The organism is Flavobacterium sasangense DSM 21067 (genome assembly GCF_000686885.1).
GTDB classification, from domain to species: Bacteria; Bacteroidota; Bacteroidia; order Flavobacteriales; family Flavobacteriaceae; genus Flavobacterium; species Flavobacterium sasangense.
Genome location: NZ_JMLU01000033.1, coordinates 1 through 16,055, shown reverse-complemented (window position 1 = coordinate 16,055; position 16,055 = coordinate 1). Strand labels below are relative to the sequence as shown.

General features: G+C 33.0%; 17 protein-coding genes. 8 read left to right on the top strand and 9 right to left on the bottom strand.

Annotated features, from left to right (window positions below; translation table 11 throughout):
- Positions 1 to 293: 293 nt before the first annotated feature.
- The 5 genes from dnaN to BP92_RS0112150 form a co-directional block, all read right to left on the bottom strand.
- On the bottom strand, positions 294 to 1,412 hold the full coding sequence (gene dnaN, locus BP92_RS0112170) for a DNA polymerase III subunit beta (protein WP_026726307.1): 1,119 nt from the start codon (positions 1,410 to 1,412) through the stop codon (positions 294 to 296).
- An 88-nt stretch (positions 1,413 to 1,500) separates the two neighbouring features.
- Positions 1,501 to 3,183 carry a gliding motility-associated ABC transporter substrate-binding protein GldG gene (gldG, locus tag BP92_RS0112165; protein WP_026726306.1) on the bottom strand — a complete coding sequence of 561 codons (1,683 nt, stop codon included), beginning with the start codon at positions 3,181 to 3,183 and terminating at the stop codon, positions 1,501 to 1,503.
- Positions 3,183 to 4,088, bottom strand: a complete 906-nt coding sequence (locus tag BP92_RS0112160) for an ABC transporter permease subunit (RefSeq protein WP_026726305.1) — start codon at positions 4,086 to 4,088, stop codon at positions 3,183 to 3,185. Before BP92_RS0112160 ends, gldG begins: the two co-directional genes overlap by 1 nt.
- Before the next feature lie 56 nt (positions 4,089 to 4,144).
- Positions 4,145 to 4,441 carry a putative quinol monooxygenase gene (locus BP92_RS0112155; RefSeq protein WP_026726304.1) on the bottom strand — a complete coding sequence of 99 codons (297 nt, stop codon included), beginning with the start codon at positions 4,439 to 4,441 and terminating at the stop codon, positions 4,145 to 4,147.
- 3 nt (positions 4,442 to 4,444) lie between these two features.
- Entirely contained in the window at positions 4,445 to 5,272 is an 828-nt protein-coding gene (locus tag BP92_RS0112150; RefSeq protein ID WP_026726303.1) for an SAM hydrolase/SAM-dependent halogenase family protein, read from the bottom strand.
- Positions 5,273 to 5,378: 106 nt separating this feature from the next.
- Here BP92_RS0112150 and BP92_RS0112145 point away from each other — a divergent pair, with 106 nt between their 5' ends.
- The 4 genes from BP92_RS0112145 to BP92_RS0112130 all read left to right on the top strand — a co-directional run bounded on the left by BP92_RS0112145 (position 5,379) and on the right by BP92_RS0112130 (position 8,865).
- Positions 5,379 to 6,332 (top strand): PhoH family protein, encoded by a 954-nt coding sequence (locus tag BP92_RS0112145; protein WP_026726302.1) that lies wholly within the window; start codon positions 5,379 to 5,381, stop codon positions 6,330 to 6,332.
- A gap of 139 nt (positions 6,333 to 6,471) precedes the next feature.
- A complete protein-coding gene (locus BP92_RS16280) occupies positions 6,472 to 7,167 on the top strand; it encodes a KilA-N domain-containing protein (RefSeq protein WP_449404106.1) in 696 nt (231 codons plus the stop codon).
- A 125-nt stretch (positions 7,168 to 7,292) separates the two neighbouring features.
- Complete coding sequence (locus BP92_RS16275; RefSeq protein WP_035693430.1) at positions 7,293 to 7,802, top strand: hypothetical protein; 510 nt, start codon at positions 7,293 to 7,295, stop codon at positions 7,800 to 7,802.
- 112 nt (positions 7,803 to 7,914) lie between these two features.
- On the top strand, positions 7,915 to 8,865 hold the full coding sequence (locus BP92_RS0112130; protein WP_035693427.1) for a phosphoribosylaminoimidazolesuccinocarboxamide synthase: 951 nt from the start codon (positions 7,915 to 7,917) through the stop codon (positions 8,863 to 8,865).
- A 70-nt stretch (positions 8,866 to 8,935) separates the two neighbouring features.
- Here the strand turns inward: BP92_RS0112130 and BP92_RS16270 are convergent, their stop codons facing one another.
- Positions 8,936 to 9,292 (bottom strand): hypothetical protein, encoded by a 357-nt coding sequence (locus BP92_RS16270; protein WP_026726300.1) that lies wholly within the window; start codon positions 9,290 to 9,292, stop codon positions 8,936 to 8,938.
- 119 nt (positions 9,293 to 9,411) lie between these two features.
- Positions 9,412 to 10,047 carry a hypothetical protein gene (locus BP92_RS0112120; RefSeq protein ID WP_026726299.1) on the bottom strand — a complete coding sequence of 212 codons (636 nt, stop codon included), beginning with the start codon at positions 10,045 to 10,047 and terminating at the stop codon, positions 9,412 to 9,414.
- 152 nt (positions 10,048 to 10,199) lie between these two features.
- Between BP92_RS0112120 and BP92_RS0112115 the strand changes: the two genes are divergently transcribed.
- From BP92_RS0112115 to BP92_RS16265, 3 genes are all read left to right on the top strand, one after another.
- Positions 10,200 to 10,448, top strand: coding sequence for a type II toxin-antitoxin system ParD family antitoxin (locus BP92_RS0112115; protein WP_026726298.1), 249 nt, complete (start codon positions 10,200 to 10,202; stop codon positions 10,446 to 10,448).
- On the top strand, positions 10,441 to 10,740 hold the full coding sequence (locus BP92_RS0112110; protein ID WP_026726297.1) for a type II toxin-antitoxin system RelE/ParE family toxin: 300 nt from the start codon (positions 10,441 to 10,443) through the stop codon (positions 10,738 to 10,740). The genes BP92_RS0112115 and BP92_RS0112110 overlap by 8 nt, the downstream gene beginning before the upstream one ends.
- Before the next feature lie 189 nt (positions 10,741 to 10,929).
- Complete coding sequence (locus BP92_RS16265; protein WP_051604471.1) at positions 10,930 to 11,286, top strand: ankyrin repeat domain-containing protein; 357 nt, start codon at positions 10,930 to 10,932, stop codon at positions 11,284 to 11,286.
- A 96-nt stretch (positions 11,287 to 11,382) separates the two neighbouring features.
- Here the strand turns inward: BP92_RS16265 and BP92_RS0112100 are convergent, their stop codons facing one another.
- Together BP92_RS0112100 and BP92_RS0112090 are read right to left on the bottom strand one after the other, a co-directional pair.
- Positions 11,383 to 13,479, bottom strand: a complete 2,097-nt coding sequence (locus tag BP92_RS0112100) for a COR domain-containing protein (protein ID WP_026726296.1) — start codon at positions 13,477 to 13,479, stop codon at positions 11,383 to 11,385.
- Positions 13,480 to 13,731: 252 nt separating this feature from the next.
- Positions 13,732 to 14,826, bottom strand: a complete 1,095-nt coding sequence (locus BP92_RS0112090; protein ID WP_026726295.1) for a M42 family metallopeptidase — start codon at positions 14,824 to 14,826, stop codon at positions 13,732 to 13,734.
- A 110-nt stretch (positions 14,827 to 14,936) separates the two neighbouring features.
- On the opposite strand from BP92_RS0112090, the gene BP92_RS0112085 reads away from it, so the two are divergent.
- On the top strand, positions 14,937 to 15,620 hold the full coding sequence (locus BP92_RS0112085; protein WP_026726294.1) for a DUF4294 domain-containing protein: 684 nt from the start codon (positions 14,937 to 14,939) through the stop codon (positions 15,618 to 15,620).
- Positions 15,621 to 16,055: the final 435 nt, after the last annotated feature.

Genomic DNA, 16,055 nt, shown 5'->3' with positions numbered 1-16,055 from the left:
TTGCTTCATCCGCGTTCTTAAAATATATCACTAGTTCAAGAGATGCTTACCAGCATGACAAACTAAGCGTATATTCTATTGTGAACTATGTAAAGTGAAACGTCTAAAATCAACACAAAGCAATTCTATTGTGTCTATGTGTTTAAAAAAAAAACCCGCGCTTGTATATCCGTTTTATCCGCGAGCCAATGAAATTAAAATTAAAAAACCACAAAGCAAAGCCAAGTGGTTTTTAAGTTAGTTAAGGTTGGTAATAAGATTCTCAGTTAAACTGTAAAATCAAATATTTTGAATTAGTTGCTCAACATTACTGGCATTACTAGCATCGTAACTGTTTCGCCTTCGTCTAAGCCGTCTACTGGAGTTAAAATACCCGCACGGTTTGGCATCGACATTTCTAATTGGATTTCATCACTTGATAAATTATTCAACATTTCAGTTAAGAAACGAGAATTGAACCCGATTTGCATATCGTCTCCTTGGTAATCACAAGTCAAACGCTCGTCTGCTTTGTTTGAATAATCGATATCTTCTGCCGAAATATTCAATTCAGTACCAGCAATTTTTAAACGAATTTGGTGTGTCGTTTTGTTAGCAAAAATTGCCACACGACGAACTGAGTTTAAAAACTGAACTCTGTTGATTAATAATTTGTTTGGATTTTCTTTTGGAATAACCGCTTCGTAGTTTGGATATTTTCCATCGATTAAACGACAAGTCAATACATAATTCTCGAAAGAGAACGTTGCATTAGAATCGTTGTATTCGATAGCTACTTCTGCATCAGAAGCGCCTAAAATTCCTTTTAAAATGTTTAAAGGTTTTTTTGGCATAATAAAATCAGCTACTTGAGATGCTTTTACATCAGTACGTGCATATTTTACTAATTTGTGAGCGTCTGTTGCTACGAAAATTAATCCTTCTGGTGAAAATTGGAAGAAAACACCACTCATTACAGGGCGTAAATCATCGTTTCCAGCAGCGAAGATGGTTTTACTTACTGCAGTTGCTAATACTTCCGCAGGAACTAATGTTTTTGAAGGATCATCTAAAACTACTGCCTTAGGGAATTCTTCTCCTGGTGCGTAAGCAATTGCATATTTACCCGAGTTTGAGCTAATTTCTACAGTTGAATTGTCTTCAACAGTAAATGTTAACGGTTGCTCTGGGAAGGTTTTTAAGATATCTAATAAAAGTTTCGCTGGAATAGCAACGCTTCCTTGACTTGTAGAATCAATTTCTAACGTAGCCGTCATCGTTGTTTCTAAATCAGAAGCTGAAACTTTTAATTGGTTGTTGTCTAATTCAAAAAGGAAATTATCAAGGATAGGTAAGGTGTTACTGCTGTTGATAACACTTCCTAAAACTTGTAATTGTTTTAATAAATACGAACTCGATACTATAAACTTCATCATCTTGTATTTTAAAATCGTGATTTGATTTTATATTTCACAAATATATTCTAATTCTGTTCAATCGCAAAAACAATTTTATTAACAACTAGCGGCTATATTTTCTTTTGCGTAAGAAAGTAAATAAAAACCCAAAGATAGCTAAAATAACTATTGGTAATCCGACAGTTACCATTTGTGCAATAGTGTAATTTTTATAGACTTCTTCCTTATTTAAAAGTGGTAAATCGACATCTTTACTTCGGATGTTAATAAGTCCGTTGTCGTCTAAAAGGTAATTTACACAGTTCATTAAGAACTCTTTGTTGCCATATAGTTGATTGGTCCACTTGTCAAAACCTAATTCTAAAGGAACGCCTTTGTCTAATTGATTTTTAATCACATCACCATCAGAAATCACAATCATCTTGTTTTCTTTTCCTGTAGATTGGAACGTATTATCTTTAAATGGTAATACTCTGTTTTGGTAAGTTGATTTGAATTTTCCTTCCATTAAAACAGCTACTGGAAGCAATCCTTTTCCTTCATATTCTTCAGGAGTCGTTTCTTCAGTTACCATATCTAATGAAATCGGACTTGGTGTTCCAACTGTTTTCGAATATTCAGACGAACTCAATAAAACGGTTTTCTTGATATCGTTTTTCAGGATTTCGATTGGAGAAGCAAATTCAAACTTAATCCCTTCCATGTTTTTTACGATAGGATTGGTAGAAGTTGGATAAACGAAAGGCGCAAATTTCCAAGTGTATTCTTGCATTTGGGTTTCGCTTCCTTGATTTCCTGAGGCTAGTTTGATTGGCGTAGCATATTCATCTTTCACCAACAAAGGATTGATACGGATTCCATATTTGAAGAACATATCGGTTAAGTTCAACTCGCGTTGTGCGGCTAAAATCGTACCGGTTTCGTTGTACAAACTGTCCATGTCGGCTGAAACGGCATCGACTAACCACAAGGTTTTTCCACCATTCATGATGAACTGGTCTAACACTTGTTTTTCTTCTTCTGTGAAACCTTCCGTTGGTTTAGCAATTACGGCTAAATCATATTTTTTAAGCGCTTCTAAAGTCTGAGTAGGTTGTTTTGCTACCGAATCCAATGTAAAAGGTCCGATGTAATAACTTTCTTTAACCGTTCTTAAGAAATCGGCCATGAAAGGTTCTAAAACTTCTCCGTTACCTTTAATTACGGCAATTTTCTTTTGTTTTTCTTTCGAAATTTTATTGATGGCTTCTGCAAAACCAAATTCCAAGTGCTGTACCGAACTAATTACTTTTTCTTCGGTTGAAGCACCCATTAGATTTTTCAATAACGCCACTTTCGTGAATCTATCGCCATACGTTGCTTGTGCCCAAGGGAAAACTACTTCTTGCGATTGTTTTCCTTTGTCTTCCACGGTGATGCTTAGCGGTTGCATGCCTTTCGCATAGAATTCTTTCATTTTTTCTACTCGCGTTTCCTCTTTTTCAATCGGATTTTTAAAGTTGAAAATGATGTTTGAATTATAAGCTGTGAATTCTTCTAAAAGTTGTTTGGTTTCGTTTTGTAAACGTTTGAATTCTGGCGGAAAATTCCCTTCCAAATACACTTCAATGTATAACGGACTATCTACATCTTTTATGATGTTTAAAGTTGTTTCCGATAATGTGTAACGTTTGTCTTGTGTTAAGTCGAAACGCTTGAAAAAGAAGTTGCTGATTAAATTGATAACGATAATCGCTAAAAACACAATTCCTAATTGCTTTAAAGCTTTTGATTTGTTCTCCTTCATTACCATTTCAAAGATTTAAGTTGATAAACCGTTGCCGATAAAAATAAAAACGTCACACTTACAAAATATACAATATCACGTGTATCTAACACACCGCGACTCATACTTTTAAAGTGATAATCCATTCCTAAAGCTGCAAACATCGAACTATAATTTCCAAGGAAAGACGCAATGCCATCAAATCCGAAATAGAAAAAGAAACAACAAAACACTGCAATTATGAAAGCTACAATTTGATTGTCTGAAAGCGTAGAAGCAAAAATTCCAATCGCCGTATAAGCCGCAATTAAGAACAACAATCCGAAATACGAACCTAATGTGCTTCCCATATCTAAATTCTCAATCGTTGACATTGAATAAAAAATAACGATAAGTCCTAAAATCAAATAGAAAATATCAAAGTTTTCTAATATACTTTTCTTGATTGGAATGAATTTATCTTTTAAGATTGTTTTCAAAAGATAAAAAATCAATCCTAATCCTAAATAAATATAAAGTGCAATAAAATTTCCTGAAGATTCAGGTTCTGCACTAAAATGCGAAATCGTCAATACATAAATAATCGTTGGAACAATCGCTAAAATGATTAACACTAAAGCCCCTAAGAATTTTCCGTTTACGATGTCCCAATTCGAAAGCGGTTTGGTAAACAACAATTCAATAGTTCCTTGTTTTTTCTCATCTGAAAAACTGCGCATCGTTACCGATGGAATTAAGAAAATTAGAATCCATGGTGCCAATTTGAAAAACGGACTCATATCGGCAAAACCGGAGTTTAATATGTTGAATTCGCCTTCAAAAACCCAAAGAAATAATCCGTTGAGTAAAAGAAAAATCCCGATGACTAAATACCCAATCGGCGAACCAAAAAAGGATTTTATTTCTCGTAATAATAATGCTTTCATTTATTTTTTTTATTTTTTTGTTTCAGGTTTCAAGTTTCAGGTTTTTCTCCCAACTCCTAACTCAAAGTAACCAATCTGTCAACACTCCAAGCTTCTGGTTTATCACTAAATAAAGTTTTGGTATAACTCCAAACGCCATCAAACAAAGCAGATTTTTTGTAATTTTCTAACGCTTCTTCGTTTTCCCAATAACTGTACGTAAAGAAAATGCGTTTGTCGTTTTTGTCTTGATACAATTCTAAGAAACGGTTTCCTTCGAAGTTTCGTATGTGGTGTTTCACTTCTTCAAAATTATTTAAAAAAGCTTCGATTTTATCTTCGTGAAAACGCATTTTTACAATTCTTATGAACATATTTTATTTGAATTTAATGGATACCGCATCTCTAAAATGCAATCCTAATAAGGTTGCTGCCGAACCTACGGTTTTTGGATTACTTTTATATATCGCAATTTCTAAATAGCCGTTTTCATTGAATAACGCTAAGAAATCACCTTCTAAATCTTTCAATTGTTTTACGTCGGAAACCGGAAAATCAGAATAACTTTTGTGTAAACGACTGAACTTTTTGTTTTTGATTACGATTTCGAACTTTCTACCTCTAATCGTATCGTTAAATTGTTTGTGCGAAATATTAGTAACGCAATTTCCAAATGAATCGATATACACGATTTGTCCTTTAATTTCGCTTAAATCATTGGTAATCGATGAAGTTAAAACACTCACTGGTTTCAATGATGGAATTTCCTTTCCAATTACATTCAACAAACCACCTCGTGCAATATGACAGGCAACCGCTACGAAAACATCCATATCGCTCACATCTGTATTCAATCGGTCGTGGATGGTAATGGCAACGATTTTCTGTGGAATTTTCTTTTGAATTAAGGTGTTTAAAATTCCGTTATCGGCACATATGAAGTAATGATCGTCCCATTGCATGGCAATATGTTGGGTATCGCCGACACGTTCACTATCCACGCCAATAATATGAATGGTACCTTTTGGAAAGTTGTGATAAGCGGCTTCAATACAGTAACTCGCTTCTAATGTGTTGAATAAGTCAATCTCGTGCGAAATGTCTACAATAACCGCTTCTTTGTGTTCCGACAGAATTTTTCCTTTCAAAGCGCCTACGAAGTAGTCTTTGTGTCCAAAGTCGGTAGTTAAAGTAATTATTGACATTTTTTTGTTTATAACTTATTTGAAATCCAACAGTAGTTTTTACTAAATTTGATTGCAAAGCTACTATAATTTTAGCGTTTCAAAAATAATTAAAAAAAGAAAGCCTTTGAACGAAAGAATCATTGAATTAGTCGACATTGCTCCAAAAGAATTTTGGGGTGCGCAAGATGCTCATCTTGAAACCATTAAGAAGTATTATCCAAAACTTAAAATCGTAGCACGAGGAACTACTCTTAAAGCGTATGGTGAGCCTGAAATCTTGGATGAGTTTGAAAATCGCTTCAGAAGATTGATGCATCATTTTACGCGTTACAACAGTATTGATGATAATGTTATTTTGAGGGTTTTAGAAACGAGTCATCAACATGATGCCGAACACATGCACGACAGAGATAAAATTCTTGTGCATGGAATAGGAGGAAAGTTAATCAAAGCCATGACGCCTAACCAACAAAAATTGGTAGATTATGTGCATAAAAACGACATGGTTTTCGCTGTTGGACCAGCAGGAACAGGAAAAACGTATACAGGTGTCGCTTTAGCCGTAAAAGCGTTGAAGGAAAAACAAGTCAAGCGAATCATATTAACGCGACCAGCTGTGGAAGCAGGGGAAAACTTAGGTTTTCTTCCGGGTGATATGAAGGAAAAGCTAGATCCGTACATGCAACCGTTGTATGATGCGTTGCGCGATATGTTGCCACCACAAACTTTAGAAGACTATTTGTTAAAAGGAATCATTCAAATAGCACCTTTAGCTTTTATGCGTGGACGAACGTTAGATAATGCTTTTGTAATTTTAGATGAAGCTCAAAATACGACACATTCCCAAATGAAAATGTTCTTAACCCGTATGGGAAAAAACGCCAAATTCATCATCACGGGCGACCCAGGTCAGGTGGATTTACCGAGAAGAACCATTTCAGGATTGAAAGAAGCGCTTTTAGTATTGAAAGATGTAGAAGGCATCGGAATCATTTACTTAGATGATAAAGACATCGTACGTCACAGATTAGTGAAGAAAATTATTGATGCATATAAGAGTATTGAGAATAATGATTAGATATTCCATTTTAAGTTATAATTATGGCTAAAATAAAGGTAAATGATAATGAAATAACGGTTATATCTATAAATGAAAAAGATTACATATCACTTACAGATATGGCTAATTCTAAAGAAGGGATGGTAGAGCTGCAGATATTATAAAAAACTGGATAAGAAATAGATATGCTATTGAGTTTTTAAGTGTTTGGGAGCAAATTAATAATCCATTTTTTAAAGTGGTCGAATCTGACCACTTTAAAATGCAAGCAGGATTAACAAATTTTGTTTTAAGTGCTTCAGAATGGATTGAAAAAACAAATGCAGTTGGAATTATAGTAAAAAAAGGTAAATATGGAGGGACATATGCACATAAAGATATCGCATTTGAATTTGGTTCAGCTATAAGTGTATCATTTAAACTCTATTTAATAACAGAATTCCAACGTCTTAAAGAAGAAGAACAAAAACAAATTGGTTGGTCTGCTAAAAGAGAATTAGCTAAAATTAATTATCGAATTCATACCGATGCTATCAAACATAATTTAATTCCACAAGAACTAACATTACAACAAACGGCTTTAGTTTATGCTAACGAAGCAGACGTGTTAAATGTGGCACTTTTTGGGATAACCGCTAAAGAATGGCGTGAACAAAATCCAGATTTAAAAGGGAATATGCGTGATTATGCAACTATTAATGAATTGATTTGTTTGAGTAATATGGAAAATTTAAACGCCGTTTTAATTGATGAAAATATTCCACAAAGTGAACGATTAATCAAACTCAACCGTATTGCTATTCAGCAAATGAGTATTCTAGAAAATGTTGAAGGAAGAGAATTTTTAAAGTAATGCACATCTTAATTTTACTAATTTAAACATTTTTATAAACGTTAAAAAAATCTTATAATTCGCCAATTACAAAAATAAAACCCCAATTTTCATCGTTCCAATGGTAAACCTTAAAATTTACAAGTATGAAAAAAGCTGTTTTGTTTTTAGCCACGTTATGTTATGGTTTAAGTTATGGTCAAGAAATTCCTGAAGTGGATATTACTACAAAGAATTCTTGGTTTAAAGCAGGATTAACTGCTGGTGTGCCAATGGGAGATGCAAAAGATATTTCGTCTTTCAATGTGGGAGTTGATGTAAGAGGACAATATTTATTTACACCTCATTTTGGTGTTGGTATTGCTTCTGGATACAATCATTTTTTTGGAAAAGATGAATTTGATGACTTCGGAGTGATTCCGTTAGCAGGTTTTGCTCGTTACTATTTTCAAACTGAAGGTGTGTTTGTAGGTGCCGATTTCGGTTACGGATTTCTAACTAACGTTGATAATTCAGGCGGATTGTATTTCAACCCACAAATTGGATATCACAACAAAAAATGGAATATCTACGGCTATTACCAAAACACCTTTGCCGAAGACATTACGATTCGTTCTTTAGGAGTAGGCGTAACCTATAACATCATGTTTAAATAATTTTTAAAAAATAAAAAAAGAGAAGTTCATTTAAGCTTCTCTTTTTTTATGAAATAATTTTTGGAAGAAAATAAATAGTTTACTTTTGCACGACAAACAACAACACAACATAATGAATACAATTACGACTACCAATTTCAATTTTCCAGGTCAAAAATCGGTGTACCGTGGAAAAGTTAGAGAAGTTTACAATATCAATGATGACTTATTAGTGATGGTTGCTACCGACCGTCTTTCGGCATTTGATGTGGTTTTACCAAAAGGAATTCCTTACAAAGGGCAAATCCTTAATCAAATTGCTACGAAGTTCATGGAATTAACTGCTGATATTGTACCGAATTGGTTAGTAGCAACACCAGATCCAAACGTGGCGGTAGGACATTTATGTGAGCCGTTTAAAGTAGAAATGGTAATTCGCGGGTATTTATCAGGACATGCAGCACGTGAATATGCAGCAGGAAGAAGAATCCTTTGCGGTGTGGAAATGCCAGAAGGTTTAAAAGAAAACGATAAATTCCCAACACCAATCATCACGCCAACAACAAAAGCGGATAATGGTTCGCACGACGAAGATATTTCACGCGAAGCTATCTTAGCCAACGGAATTGTAACCGAAGAAGATTATCTAGTTTTAGAAAAATACACCAGAGCATTATACCAAAGAGGAACTGAAATTGCAGCTTCTCGAGGTTTAATCTTAGTAGATACTAAATACGAATTCGGGAAAACAAAAGACGGACAAATCGTATTAATCGACGAAATCCATACGCCTGATTCTTCTCGTTATTTCTACGCAGAAGGTTACGCTGAAAGACAAGCAAATGGCGAAGAACAAAAACAGTTATCAAAAGAGTTCGTACGTCGATGGTTAATTGAAAACGGGTTCCAAGGAAAAGAAGGGCAACAAATTCCAAACATGACCGACGAATACATCGAAACGGTTTCAGAACGTTACATTGAGTTATTCGAAAACATCATTGGAGAGAAATTCGTAAAAGCCGATATTTCCAACATCAATGAAAGAATTGAGAAGAATGTTTTGAGTTATTTACAAAATAGATAATTCATACTTTTATATAGAAAGAATCCCGAGTTAGCTCGGGATTCTTTGTTTTTTGTTAGAATCTAAATAATTACAATTGAATATTTTTCAAATTATAAATTACTAATACTGAAACTGAGTAAGTATATAATATCGTAAATGTAATGGTTTCAAATCCCCAATCCATATTATAAATAAAGAATACTACAAAAGCAATACTTATTAATAATGCTACCAAATTAACTACACTAAAAACAATTTTGTTTTTTTGAGATGTGAAAATACCTAAAAATATAATGTGTAAAAAAACAAATAGGATTGTTAGATAATCTGAAAAAACAAGTTTTGAGTTTTCATTCATTCCTAAAGCCCACATTAGCAAAAAACCAAGTAATCCTATGACTAATGTGGCGTAAATTGTTAATGCAATTTTATATTTTAATGTCATTTATAGTAATTTTTTGATTGATTTACTATCTCTCCCGCTCGAATCTTTTCGTGTGGTTTTGTCAATTATAAAATGGTAATCTTTGTAATGAAACAATTGGGTTCTCTTTTATTTAATTCTTACTTATTCAAAATTTTATCCAGCTCAATTCCGATTAAGCATAATTTTACGGCTTCTTCTGGGTTCATTGCTTTGGGCAAACGAAACAAACAATATTGATTTCTAAATTCAATTTGAAGTCCATTTATCTTTTCTAAAAATTCTATAAGTTCAGTAGGTAAAGTTTTAATAAGTGGTTCAAGTTCGTCGGAAGCGACAAAATATTTATAACTGAATAAAGGATACAATTCAAAATCAACTTCTGTTTTTACAAACAATTCCGTGATTTTATCTCCAAAAGTTTCAGGTCTTATTAAAACGGTTCCAAAATTTCCTTTAATTTTCAATTGACCGTACAAATAAAAACTTGTGTCGGTATGAGTGCTTCCGCCAAATTGGTTAGCGGTGGTATACGAAGTTTCAAATTGAACCAAACAAAGTTTGAACGCTTGTTCTTGCTTTTTTACTTCCCAAGCCGAGAAATAAATAGGTTTACTTTTAGAAGCTAAAATATAGAAATCATCAATTTTTGGTTTGCTTGTTTCCGTGATATCAAAATTTTTGGATAAACGATTCATGCAAGTTTGCGCCAATGTCCATTTTTCTTGTTTGTCTGTAAATAAGGAATCAAAGTTATGTGGTAAAATAGAAATCATAGTGGAAATTTTGTTGACTTGTGTTTAGAATTTTTCTCAAAGCATAATCTAAAACGTGAAAGCCAAGATAAAACTAAATTTCCATCCAAAAAAATTAAACATTTTTATTTCATTGTTACCAATTTTTGGTAACTTTACAAAAAAAAGAAATTATGGGACGTAATACATCGGTTTCTTTAGGAGATTACTTTGAAAAGTTTGTAGATGACAGAGTTTCGGAAGGAAGATTCAAAAACGCTAGCGAAGTAATTCGTGCCGGATTGCGATTGTTGGAAGATGAAGAAACTAAAATCACAGCACTTAAAAACGCCATTTCCGAAGGAATTCAAAGTGGCATAGCAAAAGATTTTGATCCTAAAAAACATTTAGAATCGTTAAAGGCTATGAAAAAAAATGGCTAGTTATGTGTTAACCAACAAAGCCGTTGAAGATTTATCAAGTATTTGGGAATATACCTTTGACACTTGGTCAGAACGCCAAGCCGACAAATATTATTTGGAACTGCTGCAAGATTGTCAACTTTTAGCCGAAAATCAAAACTTGGGAAGAAATTATGAAAAGATTCATCCAGCGCTTTTTGGTTACAAATCGGGTGAGCATTTGATATTTTTTAGAAAGCTAAGTCTAACACAAATCGAAATCACCAGAATCTTACATGCGAGCATGGATTTAAAAAATAGAATTCAAGAGTAAATCATACAGTAAAAAGCAAAAGTCGGTACTTCACCGACTTTTTTTTATCCCATTCGTTAAAGTTTTGTTAGAATTGTAGTACGAGTGTAACGATATTCCTTTGCGTTCGTCCTATTCATATCAATCATTAAAAATCAATCATCATGAAAAAAAACGAACAGATTTTGGGTAATCGTACCCGCAGTAGCCATGTTGTTTACCAGTGCGTTACAAGCAAGTGAAAGTACAACAACAAGCACAACACCAGTTGCCGTTGTAAAACCAACACCATCACAGTTAAATGTAGCCATTAGTAAAGGCGATTTAGGAAAAGTGCAACAGTTAGTAGAAATAGGAGTAGACGTTAACAAAAAAGACGAACGTGGCACAACACCTTTGATGTACGCCATCTTATTTAACCAACCGCAAATTGTCTCCTACTTAATTAGAAACGGTGCCGATTACAGAGCAGAAGATTCTAACGGTTTAACCATCTCAGATTACGCCGAGAAATCAAAATCAGAAGAAATTATAAAACTGGTCAACGACGCTCGTAAAAGAAGATAATAGAAAATCCCGCGAAAGCGGGATTTTTTGTTTTTAATTATTGAAGGACATAACTCTTAAGAGATTTTAAAATATTATATTATTTTATAGTTTTATTTATTTTTTTAAGTATCTTTTAACAAGTGCATTTATATTGATTCCCATTCCAAAAAAATTAGGCTGCATTTGAATTATTTCGTTTGCTTTTTCAGCTATACTTTCATTATCATCAGCTTTCGTTACTAATTTATCCAATAAAGCAAAAATTTCTTCCTCAAAAGACTTTTCACTTTGTATTGTGCCAAGCATTTCTTTTACGTTTACCTCGTAATCTAGACCTTCAGGTATATATTTAGTAATTCCTTTAGATTCAAGTGTGAGTAAATGTGAGTGTGAAATTGTAACATTTGGTGCGCCCTTAACGGGTATGTTAATTTTATTTTCAAGACCTTTAAAACTTGAATTTATTTTTCTAATAATAAATAAAATTATTGATAGATAGTCCCTTTTTTTATCACCAAAAACTTCTATATTAATATTTTTTGATTCATAGTCAACAGTTATTTTTGCATAAGCCTCTAAACTTTTATCGTAAACGATAAGTCCTGTTCTCCATCTTAATTGATTAAATATATCATTATGTAAATTAACAATAAGCCTTGGCATTATTGATTTTGGAAGAAAACCATAAGAAATAATCACTTTAAGAGGATTAATATCATTTGGTTTGAACAATGGTTCTTGAACTTCTAATAAATCGGGCACTAAAATTTCTGAATTAGACACTTTATAACAAAGTTCAAATTTCATCATTAATTCTATTATGTAATTTAATGTAGATGATGGATATTTAAATTCTTTATCTCCTTCTTTTGAGTTTAGAATTGTTTTAATCTCAGATAGTTTTAACAGGCCTTTATTGTCAGCAAGTTTTTTTGAATTTATTATTTTATAAACAGCATAAGTTACCCATTCAGGGTCTAAAACATGCGTGTCACTAAGTTCGAAATCTTTAAAATGTAATATTATCCCTAAATCATTAAGATATTCTACTAAAGTATTCTGGCTAGAAGCGTCGTAAACACCATTTTCATGACAAAGATTTGTGAACTCATCATAACTAATGAAACTTGAAGACATGTTTTCTAAAATGGTTTTAACTTTAAACCAAGACAAAGCCCACTGGCTATTTAAGTCTTTAATTTCTAACACAGATTTTTTTAGTGCGGTTTTGACACTTTCTATACCTACACCATTTGCGCATGAAATTTTAATAAAATCAATGATGTTTGGATATTTTTCTTTCAAGAAGAGACGATTAATATCAAAAGCAGGGTTTTCATCAGTTTTGTTTATTACAACGAGCACTGGTGAATTTCCTCCAAAACTTTTTATGTGATTCAACCAATATTCAGGATTTGGTTCTTCTCTTGCATTTAGGAGTATTATGTAAATGCTTCTTCTAGAAAGAAAAAATTGATGTGTTGCATGCATTATTTCTTGACCTCCAAAATCCCATAATCGATACTTAACATTTTTTTTATTTGGTCTTAAAGTCAGATGTTTAATGTTTATTCCATGTGTTTGAGATTCTTGGGGGTTGAAGTCTTCATTTGTTAATAATTTTTGTAAAGAAGTTTTTCCAGCACCACCATCACCAACAATAATGACTTTAACTTCATTTAAGTTCTTTGTACCAGCTTTTAAAGAGTTTAAATAATTTCTAATTGCTTCTAAGGTGTTTTTTCTAATATTTCCTTCAAATAACTCTGGTGGTATTGTTTTTATAGGATTGTCATGAATTTCTAATTTTTTTAAAGATTTATGAAATATAACTTGTTCAGGAATTTCTTCGATTTTGTTTGAAAATAAAAAAATTGTATTTAGTTCAGATAATTCTGAAAATTTAGTAGAAATTGATGTTAAACGATTATTGACACAATCGAACCTTTTTAAGTTTTTAAGTTCAAATACTTCTTCAGGTATTTCTGTAAGCTCGATTCCATTAAGAAAAATTTCTGTTATTTTTCCTTGTTTATCTATTGTTACTAATTGCTGACTCTCCAATCTATTGTTATGCTCTATTGTTTCATTAGTCGATTTATTATTTTTGTTTTCTTGTTTTGATTTTCTAATATTTTGCCAGTCTTCATAATTTCCAAATTTTATTTGTAATTTGTTTTCAATTTTTATTAAAGTTTGTATATCACTCATAATGTTTTAATTTATTTAAACCCACAATTTTAAACTCAAAAAAATAATTTGATACTTTTCCCCTGCAATATAACAAAATTCCCACAAATAAATTGCTGTAGATTTTCTGTACATTTTCAAAAAACTTCAAAAAAGTGCAAAAAAAATCCTCAAACAAATGAGGATTTTAGGTTTTAATTGTAAAAAAAACTATTCTCGATACATTTTTTGTTCCGCTTCACTTCACAAAAAACACTCGAATGGACGTTTTTTTTATTTAAAATAACTAAACGTTTCGTTATTTTCAATTTTCAATAGCGTTTCGTAAATCAATTTAATTACATTTTCTACGTCGTCTCGGTGTACCATTTCTACTGTGGTGTGCATATAACGCAACGGTAACGAAATCAAAGCCGAGGCAACTCCGCCATTGCTGTACGCAAAAGCATCGGTATCGGTTCCGGTAACGCGAGAAGTCGCATGGCGTTGGAAAGGTATTTTGTTTTCTACGGCCGTGTCCACAATCATTTCACGTAAAACGTTTTGTGTCGCAGGAGCGTAGGCAATAACAGGTCCGCGTCCCATTTTTAAATCACCTTCAATTTTTTTATCAATCATTGGAGTAGTGGTATCGTGGCAAACATCGGTTACTATGGCAACGTTCGGTTTAATGCGTTGGGTAATCATTTCGGCACCACGCAGACCAATTTCCTCCTGCACCGAGTTCACGATGTACAATCCAAAAGGCAATTTCTTTTTGTTCTCCTTTAATAAACGCGCTACTTCGGCAATCATAAAACCACCCATGCGGTTATCAATGGCTCTACACACAAATTTATCGTGGTTTAAAATCTCAAAAGTATCTGGATACGTAATCACACAACCCACATGAACGCCTAAAGCTTCAACTTCGGCTTTCGTAGAGCAACCACAATCAATAAATATGTTTTCTATTTTTGCTGTTTCTTCTGCTTTTCCGCTTCTTCCTCTAGTGTGAATCGCTGGCCAACCAAAAACACCACGCACAATACCCTTCTTCGTATGAATGTTCACACGCTTCGATGGCGCAATCTGATGATCCGAACCTCCGTTTCTAATCACGTAGATTAATCCGTCATCGGTAATGTAATTCACATACCACGAAATTTCATCCGCATGCCCTTCAATCACTACTTTATAAGGAGCGTCTGGATTGATAACGCCAACTGCACTTCCATACGTATCGGTAATAAAGGTATCAACGTAGGGTTTTAAATAGTCCATCCAAAGTTTTTGCCCTTCCGCTTCATGTCCGGTTGGAGAGGCATTATTCAAATAATTTTCCAAAAAAGTCATCGACGACTTCTTTAATATCGATTTTGTACTCATCTTAAAATATAATTTTTTGCTAATTTAAAAATAAGATATTAGAGTTTCACATAATTTCAATAATTTTGGTTTACTTTTTGCAGTGAGTTAAAAAGTTAAAAACAAACACCATGTATAAGTTATTATTAAGTAGTTTATTCCTATTCATTACTACTTTTTCTTTTGCTCAAACCGAAACCGACACCTTGCGCATGACGCAACAGGATTCCTCTATTATATATTCTATCGAATTAAAGGAAATCATTTTCACGCCCGACAATGTGTATTCGATGGACGAAGACAAAAAAGCCAAGTTAATATTAAAGAGAAGAATCTTTAAAGTATATCCGTATGCCAAATTAACGGCAGATAAACTAACGCAGTTAAACGCCACCATGGCAAAACTAAAAACCAGTCGCGAAAAAAAGAAATACTTTAAAATCGTAGAAAAGTATTTAGAGGAAGAATTCGAACCACGTTTAAAAAAGTTATCGCGTAAAGACGGTCAAATCCTAGTCAAATTAATTTACCGCCAAACCGGAAGCACTACTTTCGATTTAATTAAGGAGTACAAAAGTAGTTGGAAAGCCTTTTGGGCCAACTCCACCGCGTATTTATTTGACATTAATTTAAAAACGCAATACAAACCTTTCGATGTAAAAGAAGATTACCATATAGAAGGTATCTTAAATGCCGCGTTTAATCAAGGGCAACTTTCCAAACAAGAACCTTCAAAACCCATCGACTTCGACAAACTAAACGAACACTGGATTAATAAAATCAAAATCCAACCTAAAACGGAGCCTAAAGAATAATTTTTTTTCAGAAGCAGATATTATACATTCCATAAAGACTTTCAGTCCCGCTGTCCGCTACAATTTTTTTCTTTTTTGTTGCCTGAGGTTTTCTTTTTTTGTTGCCTGAGGTACTCGAAGGCAACAAAAAAGAAAAAAGATTTCCACTCCCATCGGGGCTCATATCTTTGTTAAGATTTAAAAATATGAATTATTTATCTTTGAAATAGTAATAATTGATAAACAAAACCAAGTTGCAAAATACTATCGGGGCGAAATACATCATAGATGATATTGCATACACTAGGGTAATCTACTTGGTTTTAATTACATTATAGTCACAATAGTACTTAAGCACTTGCTTTAATAGAAAGATGCTGTATAAAAAATGAGCAAAGTCTACTGTAATTTTTTGTTTATCTAAAAATCAAAGAGTTATGAATTTAAAGTATGCTG